This window comes from Arthrobacter sp. TJ-236 (genome assembly GCF_058269235.1).
On record NZ_JBZCNI010000003.1, the window covers coordinates 478,303 to 495,447 of the forward strand.

The window sequence follows — 17,145 nt, forward strand, 5'->3', positions numbered from 1 at the left end:
CGGGGCTCGAGGACTGTGTTCTCGCCGCGGTCCCCGCCCGGACGGGCTGCGTAGCTTACCCTTCGTACATGACCAACGACTTTGGGGGAATCGTTGTCAGGGGGGTTGCGCGGAGCTTCGGCTCGGTGCAGGCCATCCGTGACATCGATTTCGTGGCCCCGCCCGGGGAAGTGACCGCTCTGATCGGTCCCAACGGCTCCGGCAAGACAACTCTGATGCTGATCATGGCGAGCCTGCTGGCCCCTGATCTCGGCTCTGTGCGCGTGGCGGGTTTCGACCCCGCGACCCAGACCGCGGAGGTGCGGCGGAGGGTCGGGTGGATGCCCGACACGCTCGGGGTCTGGGAATCCCTCACCGCCCTCGAAGTACTCAAGACCCTCGGTGCCCTCTACGGCATGAGTGCCGCGGACCGCGCGCAGCGGGCGGACGAGTTGCTCGCCGCGGTGAACCTCAGGGAATTCGGGCACCAACCGGCACGGGTGCTCTCGCGCGGTCAGCAGCAGCGCCTCAGCCTCGCCCGCGCCCTCATCCACGATCCGGAGGTGCTGCTCCTCGACGAGCCGGCGTCGGGCCTGGACCCCGGCTCGCGCGTGGAACTGAGGTCACTGCTGAGGAAGCTGGCGGCCGAGGGCAAGACGATCGTCGTCTCGAGCCATGTGCTGTCCGAACTGGACGAGATCGCCGACCGCGCCGTGTTCGTGAGCCGCGGGGAATCCGTCAAGAGCCAGACGCTCGACGAGGCCGGCACGCAGATGCGGCGGTACTACGTGCAGGCGGAACCGATGGAGGCGCTCGCCGAGGCGCTGCGGAGCCATGGCGTCCGCTTCGAGGCCCGAGGAGACTCCCGGCGCGAGGAGTTCCTCGTGCAGCTCGGTAGCACCGCGGAGGCCTCCTGGCTGCTGCGCACCCTGGTGATGGGCGACGTCGTCGTCACCGCTTTCGCGCCCTCCGGCGGCGCCCTCGAGGAGACCTACATGAGTCTGGACACCGACCGACTATGACCACCACCATCGACTCCACGACGCCCGTCGGGAACCCGCCGAAACTGCCGCTCGGAGCGGCCGTGAAGACCGTCTTCGCGCTCGAGATGAAACAGCGCCTGCGCGGCAAGGGGTGGTACTGGATGCTCGGCGTCTGGTTCGCCGTGATCGCCTTCATCTTCGTCCTCGGCAGCGCCGTGGTGGGCAACCTCGACAACGAGGGCGGGATCCTGTTCGATCTGCTCGTCGGCTTCGTCCTGTTCTTCGGGCTGCTCGTCTCGCCCGGGCTGTCGGCGAATGCGATCAACGGCGACCGCGCCGGCGGCACCCTGGCGATCCTCCAGGTGACCCTCCTGACACCGGGCCAGCTGCTCGCGGGTAAGTGGCTCGCCTCGTGGGCGGCGTCGCTGGCCTTCCTCGTGCTCAGCACCCCCTTCATCTTCTGGGCCCTGTTCCTCGGCGGGGTCAACGCGCAGGAGGCCGTGGTCTCACTGCTGATGCTGGCCATCGAACTCGCGGTGGTGTGTGCTCTCGGCGTCGGCGTCTCGGCGCTCGCGAACCGGCCCCTGTTCTCGATCGTCACCACCTACATGCTCGTCGCGCTGCTCTCCATCGGCACGCTGATCATCTTCGGCCTGAGCACGCAGCTGGTGATGGAGGAGCGCACCGTCTCGACGTCCTACCAGTCCTACCCGGAGTCCTCCATCGATCCCACCACCGGCGTGCCGGATCCGGGTGCTGAGCTCGAGTGCATCACCCAGACCTACACGGCTCCCTTGCCGAACACGCAGTACATCACGTGGATCGTCGCGGCCAACCCGTTCGTCGTGGTCGCGGACGCCGTCCCGTACAGCCGGCCGGAGGCGACGGGCGGTGGCCCACAGGGGTCGATGATGGGTGGTACCTTCTACGCTCCCGGCGTGATGGAGGGCATCAGCCAGCAGGTGCGTGCTGCCCAGGCGGGGCCCGATCTCGAGACCACCTGCGAGGAGTCGAATGCGGGCCCGCAGTTCCTGGAGCGTCAGATGCCGATCTGGCCCCTGGGGCTCGGGGTCCAGGCCGCACTGGCCGTCGTCGTCCTGCTCCTGGCCCGCCGGAAGCTCACCACGCCCGCGAAGCGGTTGGCGCAGGGCACGCGCATCGCCTGACGCAGCGGGTGTCGCCTGACGAGTGGGCGGATCGCCCCGGCTGACGGGCAGGGACATCCCTGACGGACGGCGGGACGATCACCTGACGGCCCGACGGCGGCCGCTCAGGTCATGACGCGGCGGCCCTCGAAGGCCCGCCCGAGCGTCACCTCGTCGGCGTACTCGAGGTCCCCGCCGACCGGCAGGCCTGAGGCGAGCCGGGTCACCGGGATGCCGATGGTGCGGAGCATGCGCACGAGATAGGTGGCCGTCGCCTCACCCTCGAGGTTGGGATCCGTGGCGATGATGATCTCCTGGATCTTCTCGTCGGAGAGGCGAGCGAGCAGCTCGCGGATGCGCAGCTGGTCCGGGCCCACACCGGCGATCGGATTGATGGCGCCGCCGAGCACGTGGTACCTGCCACGGAAGGAGCGCGTGCGCTCGACGGCGATCACGTCCTTGGACTCCTCGACCACGCAGATCATGCTCGGGTCGCGGCGAGGGTCGCGGCAGATGGCGCAGAGGTCCTGTTCGGCGACGTTGCCGCAGATGGTGCAGAACTTCACCCGTTCCTTGACCGTGGTGATCGCGGTCACGAGGCGCGCCATGTCCTCGGAGTCGGCTTCGAGAATGTGGAAGGCGAGGCGCTGCGCTGACTTCGGCCCTACGCCGGGCAGGCGTCCGAGCTCGTCGATCAGCTCCTGCACTGCACCTTCGTACACGATAGATCCTCTTCTGTCGGGGGACGGCGAAACGCAGCAAGGGCGTGGTCCTGCCTGTTCCATTGTCCGCCCTGCGGCCCCGCAGACCCGTCACCGTTCGCCCTCCGCTCAGAAACGGCTCAGCGGCCGGCCCGTGGAAGTCGGAGTGTCAGGTGCCGTCGACGCTGCGCTCCTCGACGAGCCGTCCGTTGAGGATGCGTTCGATCGCGGTGCGGCCCACGAGACCCGAGTCCTCGAGGGTCTCGTCGTCGGCGCTGGGTTCGTCCTCCACGAAGCGGAGGTCGACGGCGCCGCGCGCCGTCGCGGCCTCCTCGGCGCGCTTGCGTTCGGCCTCGTCGAGCAACTGCTGGTACCGGCTCACGGGCTTACGGCGGGCACCGTCGGGCGAGGGCACCGGTTCGGCGTCAGGTCCGGGATGCGGCGGCGCCGCGTGCGAGCCGGACGCGACCGGGCGGACGGCCGCAGGCGCTGCTCCGCGCCCGGTACCCGAGGACGATGCGGCGTCGTTCGGTGCGGTGTCGCCCTGCGTCCTCGTGATGAAACCGGGGACCATGGGACCGCGTCGTGGCGTGCCTATGGCCGGCTGAGCGGTGCTCGAGGGCGTCTTGTCGACGGCGAGGTCGGGACTCCAGACCACGGACCGTGAGGGTTCCTCGGCCGGGGCCGCTGCTGTCTCGTCAGGCGATTGGCGGGCTGCAGTCGGGGACGTCCGGGCCGGGTGCGAGCCATGGCCCCTGGCGGCAGGGGCACCTGCCGCGCCGGACGACGGCGATGAGGACGACGAGGGCGGCGGCGACGAGGGTGAGGACGACGAAGGTGGCGACGAGCGCGGTGCACGGGTGCCGGCGCCGGCGGGTGTGGGTCCCGCGCCGGGTGCTGCGGGGCGCTGGTTCGGGTCCTCGGGAACGGAACCCCACTCAGGCCCCGGATCGAAGGCCTCTTCGGGAGGTTCGACGAGGGCCCAGGAGTCGTCCGACATCGAAGGGTCCCACGCACCGACGGCTGCGGGGGAGGAATCGGCGCTCCCCGTCCGGCCCGGACGGGAGACGGTACCGGTCCGGTCGGCGCCACGCGCCTGCCGACGCGCGTCGAGGGGCGCCGCGGACTGCTGGGCGGGGCGAGGGCGATCGGCCTCTGCCCGGGAGTTGTCCGCGGGTGCCGACGACGGCGGTGTTCCGCCAGTCGACGTCGGTTCTGCCTCCGCGGGTCGCGACGAGGTGCTCCCGGTCTGCTCGGCAACGGTCGGCTGCGAGGGTCGCGACGGGGTGCGCTCGGTTTGCTGGCCAACCGACGAATGCGCCGGGTGCAACGAGGTGCGCTCGGTCTGCTCGGCAACCGACGAATGCGCCGGGTGCGTCGGGGCTGACTCCGGCGACCTCTGCGTCACGTCCGGAGCGGGAGCTGGGGCCGAGGCAGGAGCAGGTCCGGTTCCCGAGTTCACGGGCGACGCGGTAAGGGGTCCGATTTCCGCCGACGGAGAAGGCGCTGACGGACGAGCAGCAGCCGAGTCGGTGGTGGATCGAGGTGCCGGTGCTGGACCGAGTGATCGCGCGGGTACTGACGAACCACGAGGAACCGCATCAGTCTCCGATGTAGACGCCGGCACCACAGTGGCCGCTCGAGCAGGCGCTGACGTCGCCGCGGACCCGGGCGCCTGCGTCGCGGTCGGCGCGGCCGCAGACGATGTCACGGTGGGCGGCGCACCCGCAGAGGATGGCGCGGCGGTCGGCGTAGCCGCAGGGGCTTGGCCGGAAATCGGAGGGTTGGATGCGCGTCCGGTCGAGGGCGCTACAGGGCCGACGCCCGGGGTACTGCCCGGGGCCGAGTCACTGCCCGGGACTTTTGGGCCCGACTCACCCGACCCCCCGGCGTCGTGTACGGCCTCGATGGAGCAGGTGAGTCCGAGGACCTTGTGGATGGCCTGCTTGACGTTGTCCATGTGCGGGCCACGCTGGAAGCCGATGGCGTTGCCCTGGTTGGCGAAGGCGAGCACCAGCTGATTGCCCTCGAAGGAGCGCGGCTTCGCCGACACGTTGACGATCAGCCAGGTGGCACGTTTGATGTGCGCGACCTCATCCATGATGTCGGGCCATGCGCGCCGCACCATCTCGATGGTCCCGCCCGCCGACGGCTGACCCTGCGGCTGACCCTGCGGCTGCGGCTGGCCCTGGGGCTGGCCCTGCGGCTGGGGTCCTCGCGCGTCCCGCTGCGAACCGGCACCGGTATGCGGGCCGGGAGAGCTCGCATCTGCACGAGGATCCCGACCAGGGGCGCCTGGCTCGTCGGGGCGCTGCGGACCGGCGGAAGGGCCCTGCTGATCGCGCTGGACACCGGGACCCTGCGAGCCCGCATCCTCTCGATCACCCCAGCCGCCGGCGCGTTGTACGCCGCCGCTCGGTGGAGCGTCCGCCTGCGAAGACGTGGGTGCAGCGACGTCTGCTGGTCGGCCCGATGCCGCGGGCTCGGAGCGCTGATCGTCGGCATTCCTGCCCGAGCCGGCCCACGGATCGCCCGGCGTCACCGGTGCCGGCGGAGCTTCCTGTGGCGACGAAGCCGACGAAGCCGACGAAGGCGACTGCGTCGACCGTGCTGATGGACCGCCCGGTGCGGGAGCGCTCGGCTCTGCGGCCTGCTGACCTGACGGCTGCTGAGGTGCTGCGCCCTGACCCTCGGGCTGCTGCGGTGCCGCCTGCTGACCCGAGGGTTGCTGCGGCGCCTTGGACGTCGGGCCGGCGGTGGGCGCTTCCGGTTCGGCGAACGCCGAGGAGTTCGACACGCCCCAGCTAGCTCCCCAGTCGGAGGATCCTCCGTCGGCAGGTGTGCGGACGGCGGAGGGGACGGCGGGGGAGTGCGCGCCGGGAACGGCCGAGGGAACCGCAGGAGCGTTCGGATCTGCGGCGGGCAGGGCCCAACGCGCCGCGGCTTCCTCCGCCGTGCGGGGGACGTCGAGCCGAGGGCGTGCCGGGGCTGCCGGCGTCTCTGCCGGGACATCCTCGGCTGCCGGAACCTGACCCGTGCCCGCACCCGTCACGTCATCCGAAGCGGAACCAGAACCAGCCGTCGGTGCAGGCGCAGATGCGCCGGGAGAAGCGGGGTGAACAGGCGCCGGGCCGGACACGGCGGCCGGTGCGACTGGGGCAGTTGAGGCAGCCGCGGCACTGCCGCCGGCGTACTCGAGCCGCCGCTCGATGCGGTCCACGCGGGCGAGCGTTCCCCGCGCCGTGGCGTCCGCGGCGGGCAGGAGAAGGCGCGCGCAGAGCAGCTCGAGGTGCAGGCGGGGTGAGGTGGCCCCGGTCATCTCGGTCAGGGCGGTGTTGGTGACGTCGGCTGCGCGGGAGAGTTCGCCGGAACCGAGCTGGGTGGCCTGGATCCGCATGCGGTTGAGCTGGTCGTCGGGCACGCCGCGCAGGATCGACGCCGCGCCCTCCGGCACCGCGTTGATGACGATGAGGTCGCGGAACCGCTCGAGCATGTCCTCGACGAACCGCCGGGGATCGTGACCGGTCTGGATGACGCGGTCCACGGCGTTGAACACCGTGCCGGCGTCACCGGCCGCGATGGAGTCCACGACGTCGTCGAGCAAGGTGGCGTGGGTGTAGCCGAGGAGGGATACGGCGAGCTCGTAGTCCAGACCGTTCTCGCCGGCGCCGGCCATGAGCTGGTCCAGGACGGAGAGGGAGTCACGCACGGAGCCGCCGCCGGCTCGGATGACGAGCGAGAGCACGCCCGGTGCCACGGGAACGTTCTCCTGGCGGCACAGCAACTCCAGGTACCCCATGAGCGGCTCGGGTGGCACGAGCCGGAAGGGGTAGTGGTGGGTGCGCGAGCGGATGGTGCCGATCACCTTGTCCGGCTCCGTGGTCGCGAAGATGAAGAGGATGTGCTCGGGCGGTTCCTCCACGATCTTCAGCAGGGCGTTGAAGCCCGCCGAGGTGACCATGTGCGCCTCGTCGATGATGAAGATCTTGAAGCGGTCGCGGACCGGCGCGAAGGTGGCGCGCTCGCGGAGGTCGCGGGCGTCGTCCACGCCTCCGTGGCTCGCGGCGTCGATCTCGATGACGTCGAGGCTGCCCGAGCCGTTCCGCGCGAGTTCCACGCAGCTGTCACACACGCCGCACGGTGTTGACGTGGGGCCCTGGGCGCAGTTGAGGCAGCGGGCGAGGATGCGCGCCGACGTCGTCTTGCCGCAGCCGCGCGGGCCGGAGAAGAGGTAGGCGTGGTTGATGCGGTCCTTATCGATGGCCGCCATCAACGGACCCGTGACGTGCTCCTGGCCGATGACGTCCGCGAAGGTCTCGGGGCGGTAGCGGCGGTAGAGGGCGGTAGTCACGGATGAACCTTATCGGTTGGTGCTGACGGTTCGCATTCCCGTGCAGCGGGGGTGGAGGAGAGGTGCAGGGGGTCGACGATCCAGGGTGTCCGGGGCAGCCTGATCGGTTCGAACGCGGCCAGAGCCGCCTCGAGCGAGCGCGTCGGGAGGTGCAGCGAGTCCAGGATGACGGCGAGCACATCGGCCGGGGTGCGCCCGAGCAGTGCGAGGTCCTCGAGCGTCACGGCGCCGTCGCGCTTCGCCAGCCGGCGTCCGTCAGCCGTCAGTGCGAGCGGCACGTGCGCATAGGTGGGAACCAGCAGGTTCAGCAGCGACGCCACGTAGGCCTGGCGCGGTGCGGAGGACAGCAGGTCATCGCCGCGCACCACCTGGTCGATGCCCTGCGCGGCGTCGTCGACCACCACGGCGAGGTTGTAGGCGTAGACGCCGTCGTTCCGTCGTAGCACGACGTCGTCGACCGGCCCGGAGACGCGACCGGCGTAGAGGTCCTGAAACGTCCATTCCGTCACGGCGGACCGCAGCCGGAGTGCGGGAGGACGTACCGACCGGCGTCGTGCGCGCTCCTCGGGGGACAACCCGCGGCAGGTGCCGGGGTAGAAGCCGGGAGGGGCGTGGGCGGCACTCGCGGCCTCCGCGACGTCGCGCCGGCTGCAGAAGCACTCGTAGACGAGGCCGCGGTCCGCCAGCAGGCCCGCGGCCTCCGCGTACAACGCCGTCCGGTCACTCTGCCGGACCGGCTCGGCATCGGGTACGAGGCCCAGCGCGGCGAGCTCCGCGAGCTGTTCCGCCTCGGCGCCCGCCCGCCCGCGGTCGAGGTCCTCGATGCGGAGAAGGAAGCGCCGCCCGGAGGACCGCGCGAACAGCCAGGCGACGACGGCGGTGCGGAGGTTGCCGACATGCAGGCGGCCCGAGGGGCTGGGGGCGAAGCGACCGGCTCCTGCGCCAGTACCCATGGGACCTCCTGCCGTGCACTTAAAAGTGAAGACCCCCCATGCACCTGCCAGAGCCCGCTTACCCTTGCTACCTTCCGGTCCTGGGGGAGTTCACAGGATGACACCACATGAGGGGCCGGGAAAGAGTCTACACAGCGGTCCGGGGCGCCATCGAATCGGTGAGCGGGCCCGCGATTCGGCGGCAACCGCATGTGTGGGTATTCTGGAACCTGCTCCGAACGAGGAGGATTCGCCTAGCGGCCTATGGCGCACGCCTGGAACGCGTGTTGGGTTCACGCCCTCGGGGGTTCAAATCCCCCATCCTCCGCTCGAGTGATGGACCAGAAGGGCCCCGGTGACCACCGGGGCCCTTCTGCATGACTCGCGGATCTACGCCTGGGACGTGCCGGACACGCGGGCGATGCGCGCCTTCGCCGCCTTCTCGGCCTCACCCTCGGGGCCGAGGCCGAGCCGGATCACGCCGAGGACGAGGCGCACGAGGGTGCCGATGGGCAGCGGGACGGGTCCCAGCGAGGGCACCTTCAACCCCAGCAGCTCGCGGTGCCGCGGCTGGAGCGTGGCCACGGCGCCCGCGAAGAGGATCTGGTACCCGAGCCGCTGCGAGCGGGGGAGCGGAGGACGCCGGATGTAGGTGAGCGCCTCCTGCACCTGCTCGCTGTTCCTCAGCTCGCCGTCGAACGCCGCCAGTTGTGCACGGAGTTCGGCCTCGGAGCGCGGCGGGTCCTCGACTCCCATCAGTTCACCGGCCGTGGCCCACTCGGCCACGTACTGGTCCATGCCACCGGGCACGGGACCGCCGTAGGCCCGGTGCGCGGCGACGAAGGCATCCGTGAAGGCGAGGTGGACCCAGCGGATCAGATCGGGATCGCTGGCTGCGTAGGGCTTCTCGAGACCCCGGCTGTCGATGTAGGTGCCGTGCACGCGCGTGTGCAGCCGCTGCACGAACGCGGAGCCCTGCTGCGCCGCCTCGCGGGAGCCGTAGGTGACCGTGTAGATCCAGCGGATGGTGTTGGCCAGCCGGCCGAGCGGCTCCTCGCGGAAGCTCGAGTGGCCGTGCACGCCCGCCATGGCGCCCGGGTGCAGTGCCTGCAGCAGCAGGGCCCGGATCCCGGCCACGGTCGGAGTGATGGAACTGTGGACGCTCCAGACGGCCGAGCCGACGGGGAAGTACCCGGGGTCGTCGCCCTTCGCGAACTCGTACTGCCACTGCGGGATCAGGGGATCGCCGTCGGTGAAGGTGGAGCGGAGCTGAATCTTCCACGCATCGATGATTCCCATGGAGCAGTCCATCCTGTTGGTGACGTGCGTGCCCCGGCCGTCGGCCGAGAGGCATCCGCGTGCGCCGGCCCGAACGGCCGTCACTTCCTCCAACGTCGCCCCGCGCGCTTTTGCTCCGGACGCCTCCCATCCGCCGGAAGCCGCGGACGCCTCCCATCCGCCGGAAGCCGCGGAACGAAGCAGGAGCGCGTGGTCCACCCGCGTCACCCGTCACCCACCAGGGAGCAGTCATGTCCGCGTCCAGCCTGTACGAGATCGACCTCACCATGAACGACGGCGGCCACCGCTCCTTCGGGGAGTTCCACGGCAAGGCGGTCCTCGTGGTGAACGTGGCCTCCAAGTGCGGCTTCACCCCGCAGTACGCGGGGCTCGAGAAGCTGTACGCGACCTACGCGGAGCAGGGCCTGGTGGTCCTCGGCATGCCGTGCAACCAGTTCATGGGCCAGGAACCACTGAACGACGGCGAGATCGCCGAGTTCTGCTCCACGACCTTCGGCGTGACGTTCCCGCTCATGGTCAAGGGCGATGTGCGGGGCAAGGACCAGCACCCCCTCTACGCGCAGCTCACGAAGTTCAAGAACGGCGTGCTGCCCGGGCTGGTGAAGTGGAACTTCGAGAAGTTCCTCGTCAATCGCGAGGGGCAGATCGTGGCGCGCTTCGCGCCGACGGTGGAGCCGGACGCCCCCGAGGTCATCGCCGCGATCGAGGCCGCGCTCGCCTAGCCGTTCTGCCCGGGGCCGCCCTGGCCCAGCGATGCGACGCAGCGCGCGAGGAATGCCGCGCCCGCCTCCTCGTGGATGAGTGAACCCTCGGTGAGGACCTCGTACGGGGTGACGGGCACGCCGTCGGCCGGGCGGACGTCCACGTGCGCCACGTCGAAACCCTGCTCGTGCAGGTAGTCGGCCATGGCGTAGTCGGTGCGTGAATCGCCCACCGTGCGCCAGGTCCGCGGAAGCTCCATCAGGGGTGCCACGAGGGTCAGCCCGCGCTCGGCGCCGAGGTCCTTGCCCACGCGGACGGACTCGATGTCGGTGGAGATGATGGTCGGGTCCACGCGGAAGTCGATGCTCCCGCTGCTGTCCGGCTCCTCGCGGTCCAACCGGCAGGCGCCCATGTCGTGGCTGTGCAGGATGTCGAGGGCGTCGTCGTCGAACGCGGCCTGTCCCACGAGGTAGTCCACGTTCGTCGCCTCGAGGGACTGCTCCACGGACACCATCGAGAGCTTCGTCTCGTCGAAGAACATGAGGTGCGCGTACTTCTCCTCCACGAGGTCCCGGACGTCGTCCGCGAAGCTCGTGGGCAGGGCGAGGTCGCTGTCCACGAACACCTGCCCGGCGCCGTCGGCCGTGAACGAGAACCAGGTGGCGCCCTTCTCGCACACCGCGTGGAACGTGATCCCCGCGGGGATGCCGGCGGCCAGCATGGGCTGCATGACCTGCTCACGGATGAACGCATCCGACCGGCCGGTGTTGAAGACGATCGGCCACCCGGCTGCGGCGAGAGTCATCAGGTCTGCGAGGATCCCGGCGGGCACCGTGCGGGTCACAGGGCTCGCGACGGGACCGTCGACGTCGAGCAGGAGACCCGTCACGGGCCGCTGATCGTGGTCCAGGGGCAGGGCGGCGTCGGGCAGGTCGGTCGGTGCGTCCGTGGGCATTCCCCCATTATGTCCGGCCGCCGCGGGAGGCCTGTGCCTGGAGGCGGTTGACGCCCGGAGTGATCTCGCTCATACTCATGGAAACGTTTCCATGGGAACGATTACACGCAGAGGAACAGGCAAGGGAGCACGGTGCGATCAGTGACGATCCGGGATGTCGCCGAACAGGCGGGCGTCTCCACCGCGACGGCGTCGCGCGTGCTGTCCGGGCACCCGAGCACCTCCTCCGCCGCGCGCACCGCCGTGGAGCGGGCGGCGTCGAACCTCGGGTTCCGCCCCAACGCCCAGGCCCGCTCGCTCCGGATGACCACCACGCAGACCCTCGGGCTCCTGCTCCCGGACATCCGCAACCCGTTCTTCGCGGACCTCGCCCACTCCGTGGAGCAGCGCGCACGCGACTTCGGCTACCTCACCCTCTTCGGCAACGCGAACGAGAGCGCGGAGCAGCAGGAACGCTACCTGGACGTGATGCTCTCGCAGCGCGTCGACGGACTCATCGCCGCCCCGCAGGGTGACCGGGACACGCTCGCCGACCTCCTCGGGAGCGGCCTGCCCACGGTGTTCGTGGACCGCGTCATCGAGGGGGTGGACGTGCCGAGCATCAGCCCCGACAACGTCTCAGGCATCCGCGAGGCCGTGGACCACCTGACGGGCCTCGGTCACCGCCGCATCGGCTACATCGCCGGCCCGCAGTCCACCTCCACCGGGCGTGAACGGCTGCAGGCGTACCAGGAGGCCATCCGCGAGGCGCAGGCGGACGACGACGGCGACCTCGTCTTCATCGGCGACTTCCAGGCGGCCAGCGGTGCGGCCGGGGCGCATGCGCTGCTGGACCTGCCCGATGCTCCCACCGCGTTCCTCGCGGCCGACAGCCTCATGTCCATCGGCGCGATCGGCGTGTGCAACGAACGGGGGCTCGCCATCGGCTCGGACCTCGCGTTCGTGGGCTACGACGACATCGAGGCCTTCACGCTCCTGAACCCCGCCCTCACGGTGATCGCGCACGACGCCGACGCCATGGGGCGGGGCGCCGTCGAGATGCTCGCGCAGGTCATCGCGGGCGAGCAGGCCGAGTCGCGGGTGCTGCCCAGCCGTCTGATCGTGCGCGGGTCCACACCCGCGCGTCCCGCTGCACGTCCCACTACATGTCCCACTGCGCCGTTACCGAAGGGACCAGCCGCATGAGCGCCCCCATCCTCTCCCTCGAGAACGTCACGAAGTCCTTCGGCCCGGTGACGGTGATCGACGGCGTCTCGGTGGACGTGCACCCCGGCAGGGTCCAGGTGCTCCTCGGCGAGAACGGGGCCGGGAAGTCCACGCTCATCAAGATGATGGCGGGCGTCCACCAGCCCGACGGCGGGCGGATCCTCGTGGACGGCCGTGAGGTCACGCTGCCGGACACGAAGGCGGCCGAGGCACACGGCATCGCGACCATCCACCAGGAACTGAACCTCGTGGGCTCCATGAGCATCGCCGAGAACATCTCGCTGGGCAGGATGCCGAAGAGGTTCGGCCTCGTGGACCGCCGGAGGATGAAGGAGGACGCCCGGGCGGCGCTGGCGCTGATCGGGCTCGATCTCGACGTCGACCAGCACGTCGGCGAGCTCGGCATAGCCCGCCAGCAGCTCGTGGAGATCGCGAAGGCGCTCAGCCTGAACGCCCGCATGCTGATCCTCGACGAACCCACCGCAGCTCTCACGAAGCGTGAGATCGCGGCACTGTTCCGCGTCGTCGCGGACCTGCGGGCGAAGGACGTCGGCATGGTCTTCATCTCCCACCACCTCGACGAGATCGCCGCGATCGGTGACTCCGTGTCCGTGCTCAGGGACGGCCGCTTCGTCTCGGAGGTGCCCGCGTCCACGCCCGAGGACGAGCTGGTGCGGCTCATGGTGGGCCGCGACATCGCCCAGCAGTTCCCGCGACGCCGCGAGTACCGCGGGGCCGCGGACACCCTGCTCTCGGTACGCGGGCTCTCCACGAAGGGCATGGTCAACGACGTCTCCTTCGACGTGCACGCCGGGGAGGTTGTGGCGCTGGCCGGTCTGGTCGGTGCGGGCCGCACGGAGGTGGTGCGGGCCATCGCCGGCGTGGACCCCTACCTCACGGGCGAGGTCAGCGTGCGCGGCACGGCACTGCCCAGGCTCGACGTCGGTGCCGCCATCCGCGCCGGTGTGGGCCACGTGCCGGAGGACCGCAAGGTGCAGGGCCTCGTGCTCGGCGCGAGCGTCAACGACAACATCGGCTACGCCACCCTCGCCTCCACGGCGAGAGCCGGGGTGGTGGACTTCGCGGGGCAGCGTGCACGGGCTCAGGGGGTGGCGGACACGCTGCGCATCCGCATGCGGGACCTCGACCAGACCGTCGGCAGCCTCTCCGGTGGCAACCAGCAGAAGGCGGTCTTCGCCCGCTGGATCCTCGCGGAGTCCTCCGTGCTCCTGCTCGACGAACCCACGCGTGGAGTCGACGTGGGCGCCAAGGTGGAGATCTACGAGCTCATCAACGCGATCACCGCGGCCGGAGGCGCCGTGGTCATGGTGTCCAGCGAACTCCCCGAGGTGCTCGGCATGGCCGACCGCATCCTCGTGATGAGCGGCGGGCACATCTCCGGCGAACTCGACGCCACCACCGCCACCCAGGACGCCGTCATGTCCCTCGCCGTCCGTGACGTGCAGAGGGACCTCGAAGACCAGCAGATGAAGGACGAAGCATGAGCACGTCGACCACGCCCACCACAACTGCCCGGAAGCCCGCCGCGGGCGGCGCCCGCGCGAAGAAGTTCCTCGCCGAGAACGGGGCGCTGGTGGGCCTCGTGGTCCTCGGGCTCGCGCTGTTCATCGCCACCCCGGACTTCCTCACCGGCCCCAACCTGCTGAACATCGGCATCCAGGCCTCCGTGATCGCGGTGCTCGCCTTCGGCCTGACCTTCGTGATCGTGGCCGGCGGGATCGATCTCTCGGTCGGCTCGGTGGCGGCACTGAGCGCCATGGGATCCGCCTACATGTTCAGCACCGCGGCGCTGCCCGGGTGGCTCGCCCTGCTGGGCGGGCTGCTCTTCGGCACGCTGGCCGGGGCTGTGAGCGGGTTCGCCGTCGCCTTCGGACGCCTGCCCTCCTTCATCGCCACGCTGGCGATGCTGAGCGTGGCCCGCGGGCTCACCCTCGTGCTCTCCGACGGCCGGCCCATCGCCACCGCCCCCGCCGTCTCCTTCCTCGGCGGCAACGTGGGCGCGGTGCCCATGCCGATCGTGGTGCTCGTGATCGCCGGGATCGTGGCCGCATTGATCCTCAACTACACCGTCATGGGCCGGTACATGTACGCCGTGGGCGGCAACACCGAGGCCGCACGCCTCTCGGGCATCCCGGTCCGCCGCGTCCTGGTCACCGTCTTCGCGCTCTCCGGACTGTTCGCCGCGCTCGCCGGGCTGCTGCTCTCGGGCCGGCTCGACTCCGCCCAACCGCAGGCTGCCGCGGGCTACGAGCTCGACGCGATCGCCGCCGTCGTCATCGGCGGAGCCTCGCTCGCCGGGGGCGTGGGACGCATCAGCGGAACGCTCATCGGCGCGCTGGTCCTCGTGGTCATCCGCAACGGCCTGAACCTCCTCAACGTCTCCTCCTTCTGGCAGCAGGTGGTGATCGGCGTGGTCATCGCGCTCGCCGTCGGCATCGACTCCCTCCGCCGGAAGACCGGCAACCACTGAGACAGCTCCACCCGCACCACCCGTTCCACCCGCTCCACACAAACCTTCCCCACCCACACAAGGATCCGATGATGAACTCCTCCACACCCCTGAAGGCCGCGGCCGTCACCATGTCGCTCGCCCTGCTGCTCGGCACCACCGCCTGCAACCGGGGTGGTGACGCCGCTGCGGACGAGCAGACCGTCACGCTGTCCGTCTCCACGCTCAACAACCCGTTCTTCGTCGAACTGCGCGATGGCGCGCAGGAGGCGGCCGACGCCGCGGGCGTGACGCTCGACGTCGTGGACGCGCAGAACGACTCCGCGACCCAGACCAACCAGCTCGCCACCGCGGCGACCAGCGGTACCGACGGCGTGATCATCAACCCCGTGGACTCCGACGCCGCCGCCGCGTCCGTGGCTCCACTGGTCTCCGCGGACACGCCGATCGTCGCCGTCGACCGCGCGGTCAACGGCGCCGAGGTGGGCTCGCTCGTCTCCAGCGACAACGTGGCCGGTGGACGCCAGGCCGCCGACGAGCTCGCAAAGGCGATGGGGGAGCAGGGCACCGTGATCGTGCTCCAGGGTGTCGCCGGCACCTCGGCCAGCAGGGACCGCGGAGCGGGCTTCGCGGAAGGACTCGCGGCATACCCGGACATCGAGGTCGTGGCTCAGCAGACCGCCAACTTCGACCGGGCGGAGGCCCTGAACGTGGCGACGAACCTGCTCCAGGCCAACCCGGGCGTCACGGGTATCTTCGCCGAGAACGACGAGATGGCGCTCGGCGCCATCCAGGCGCTCGGCTCGCGCGCCGGCACCGAGGTGCAGGTGGTCGGGTTCGACGGCACCGCGGACGGCCTCGCCGCGATCGAGGCAGGCACCATGACCGCCACGATCGCCCAGCAGCCCGCCGAGCTCGGCAAGCGCTCGCTCGAGGTGCTGGTGCAGCTGCTGAACGACGAGACGGTCGAATCCTCCATCCCCGTGCCCGTCACCACGGTCACGGCCGAGAACGTCGCGGACTTCGCCTAGATGACGCACGAGTCGCCGGGCGTCGTCGTCGTCGGGTCCATCAACGCGGACCTCGTGGTCACCCTCGCACGGCACCCCGCACCCGGGGAGACCGTCCTGGGGGACACGATGACGGTGCTGCCCGGCGGCAAGGGCGCCAACCAGGCCGTGGCCGCCGCGCTGCTCGGTGCCGACGTGGCGATGATCGGCGCGGTGGGCTCCGATGCCTATGCGGACACCGCGCTCTCGACGCTCACCGAGGTGGGCGTGGACCTCCGCGCGGTCCACAGGGCCGAGGGCCTGACGGGCGTGGCGGTCGTGACGGTGTCCCACGACGGTGAGAACGCCATCGTGGTGCTCCCGGGCGCCAACGCGCTGATGACGCCCGACCTCGTGCGCGCCTCCCACGAGGTGATCGCCGGAGCCGCCGTCGTCGTCGTGCAGGGCGAGCTGCCCGCGGACGCCCTCGAGGCGGCCGTGCGGGTGGCCACCGGCCGCGTGATCGTCAACCTCGCACCCGTGATCGCCGTCGACACCGCCGTGCTCCTCCGCGCCGATCCGCTCGTGGTCAACGAGCACGAGGGCGCGCTGGTACTCGGACAGCTCGGCACGGACCCGTCCGGGTTGGACCACGAGGGCGTGGTCGGCGCCCTCCTGGCACACGGGTTCGCCTCCGTGGTCATGACCCTCGGGGCGGACGGTGCGCTCGTGTCCGACGGCGGGACGGTGCGCTCCGTCCCTGCCCCGCGGGTCACCGCGGTGGACACCACGGGCGCCGGGGATGCGTTCGTCGGCGCCCTCGCTGCGCAGCTCCGTGGCGGTGCCACGCTCGACGACGCCGTCCGGTTCGCCGTCCGCGTGGGTTCCTTCGCCGTGGGCCGCGCGGGCGCGCAGCCCTCCTACCCGGGGCCCGACGACGACCTCCCGGCGCTGCCGGACCTGCCGCCCGGTGTGGAGCAGGCCCGAAGCGCGGCGCAGCCCGACCAACCTCCAGCAGGGAAGACCACGTGAAGAAGGCAGGCATCATCAACGCCTCACTCAGCGGAGCACTGGCAGCACTCGGTCACGGGCATCTGGTGGTGATCGCGGACTGCGGCCTGCCGCTCCCGCCGTCGGCCGCCGTCGTGGATCTCGCGCTCGTACGCGGTGTCCCCACCTTCACCGAGGTGCTCGACGCCGTGCTCGCGGAGGTGGTGGTGGAGGGCAGCATGTGTGCGCGCGAGGCCGCGGGCTCGGTGGTCACGGAGTGGCTCGGCGCGCGCGAGCTCACGCCCCGCGAGATCTCCCACGAGGACCTCAAGGGGCTGCTGCCGGCGGCCAGGCTCATCATTCGCACGGGCGAGGCGACGCCGTACGCCAACGTGATCCTGCAGTGTGGCGTGGACTTCTGACGGCGTACCCGCACGCCTTCG

The 17,145-nt window shown here is 70.7% G+C and carries 14 protein-coding genes, 1 tRNA gene and 1 other RNA gene; 10 read left to right on the forward strand and 6 right to left on the reverse strand.

The genetic code is table 11. From position 1 onward, the window contains the following. Positions 1–68 precede the first annotated feature (68 nt). On the forward strand, positions 69–1,001 hold the full coding sequence (locus AC4D16_RS14445; RefSeq protein WP_490949553.1) for an ABC transporter ATP-binding protein: 933 nt from the start codon (positions 69–71) through the stop codon (positions 999–1,001). Continuing rightward, on the forward strand, positions 998–2,128 hold the full coding sequence (locus tag AC4D16_RS14450; RefSeq protein ID WP_490955467.1) for an ABC transporter permease: 1,131 nt from the start codon (positions 998–1,000) through the stop codon (positions 2,126–2,128). The genes AC4D16_RS14445 and AC4D16_RS14450 overlap by 4 nt, the downstream gene beginning before the upstream one ends. Before the next feature lie 104 nt (positions 2,129–2,232). Here AC4D16_RS14450 and recR read toward each other — a convergent pair whose 3' ends face one another. From recR to ffs, 4 genes are all read right to left on the reverse strand, one after another. Then, the gene (recR, locus tag AC4D16_RS14455) at positions 2,233–2,829 is read right to left on the reverse strand and encodes a recombination mediator RecR (protein ID WP_490949551.1); all 597 of its coding nucleotides are present in this window, start codon (positions 2,827–2,829) and stop codon (positions 2,233–2,235) included. A 148-nt stretch (positions 2,830–2,977) separates the two neighbouring features. Then, complete coding sequence (locus AC4D16_RS14460) at positions 2,978–7,159, reverse strand: DNA polymerase III subunit gamma and tau (protein WP_490955468.1); 4,182 nt, start codon at positions 7,157–7,159, stop codon at positions 2,978–2,980. Continuing rightward, positions 7,156–8,112, reverse strand: coding sequence for a tRNA glutamyl-Q(34) synthetase GluQRS (gene gluQRS, locus AC4D16_RS14465; protein WP_490955469.1), 957 nt, complete (start codon positions 8,110–8,112; stop codon positions 7,156–7,158). Before gluQRS ends, AC4D16_RS14460 begins: the two co-directional genes overlap by 4 nt. 24 nt (positions 8,113–8,136) lie before the next feature. After that, positions 8,137–8,232, reverse strand: an RNA gene (ffs, locus tag AC4D16_RS14470) — signal recognition particle sRNA small type. A 102-nt stretch (positions 8,233–8,334) separates the two neighbouring features. Here ffs and AC4D16_RS14475 point away from each other — a divergent pair. Then, a tRNA-Ser gene (locus tag AC4D16_RS14475) sits at positions 8,335–8,419 on the forward strand. A 62-nt stretch (positions 8,420–8,481) separates the two neighbouring features. Here AC4D16_RS14475 and AC4D16_RS14480 read toward each other — a convergent pair. Then, positions 8,482–9,390 (reverse strand): oxygenase MpaB family protein, encoded by a 909-nt coding sequence (locus AC4D16_RS14480; RefSeq protein ID WP_490955470.1) that lies wholly within the window; start codon positions 9,388–9,390, stop codon positions 8,482–8,484. A gap of 230 nt (positions 9,391–9,620) precedes the next feature. Between AC4D16_RS14480 and AC4D16_RS14485 the strand changes: the two genes are divergently transcribed. Continuing rightward, positions 9,621–10,112: a glutathione peroxidase gene (locus tag AC4D16_RS14485; protein WP_490949547.1), complete on the forward strand. Its 492-nt coding sequence runs from the start codon at positions 9,621–9,623 to the stop codon at positions 10,110–10,112. Here the strand turns inward: AC4D16_RS14485 and AC4D16_RS14490 are convergent. Beyond that, the gene (locus AC4D16_RS14490; RefSeq protein ID WP_490955471.1) at positions 10,109–11,047 is read right to left on the reverse strand and encodes a Cof-type HAD-IIB family hydrolase; all 939 of its coding nucleotides are present in this window, start codon (positions 11,045–11,047) and stop codon (positions 10,109–10,111) included. The genes AC4D16_RS14485 and AC4D16_RS14490 overlap by 4 nt on opposite strands. A gap of 141 nt (positions 11,048–11,188) precedes the next feature. Here AC4D16_RS14490 and AC4D16_RS14495 point away from each other — a divergent pair, with 141 nt between their 5' ends. From AC4D16_RS14495 to rbsD, 6 genes are all read left to right on the forward strand, one after another. Then, positions 11,189–12,232, forward strand: coding sequence for a LacI family DNA-binding transcriptional regulator (locus tag AC4D16_RS14495; protein WP_490955472.1), 1,044 nt, complete (start codon positions 11,189–11,191; stop codon positions 12,230–12,232). Beyond that, positions 12,229–13,758 (forward strand): sugar ABC transporter ATP-binding protein, encoded by a 1,530-nt coding sequence (locus tag AC4D16_RS14500; protein WP_490955473.1) that lies wholly within the window; start codon positions 12,229–12,231, stop codon positions 13,756–13,758. Before AC4D16_RS14495 ends, AC4D16_RS14500 begins: the two co-directional genes overlap by 4 nt. After that, positions 13,755–14,744, forward strand: a complete 990-nt coding sequence (locus AC4D16_RS14505) for an ABC transporter permease (protein WP_490955474.1) — start codon at positions 13,755–13,757, stop codon at positions 14,742–14,744. The genes AC4D16_RS14500 and AC4D16_RS14505 overlap by 4 nt, the downstream gene beginning before the upstream one ends. A 68-nt stretch (positions 14,745–14,812) precedes the next feature. Beyond that, positions 14,813–15,754, forward strand: coding sequence for a substrate-binding domain-containing protein (locus AC4D16_RS14510; RefSeq protein ID WP_490955475.1), 942 nt, complete (start codon positions 14,813–14,815; stop codon positions 15,752–15,754). Beyond that, the gene (locus tag AC4D16_RS14515; protein WP_490949541.1) at positions 15,755–16,744 is read left to right on the forward strand and encodes a ribokinase; all 990 of its coding nucleotides are present in this window, start codon (positions 15,755–15,757) and stop codon (positions 16,742–16,744) included. After that, positions 16,741–17,124, forward strand: coding sequence for a D-ribose pyranase (gene rbsD / locus AC4D16_RS14520; protein ID WP_490949540.1), 384 nt, complete (start codon positions 16,741–16,743; stop codon positions 17,122–17,124). Before AC4D16_RS14515 ends, rbsD begins: the two co-directional genes overlap by 4 nt. The last annotated feature ends 21 nt before the right edge of the window (positions 17,125–17,145 follow it).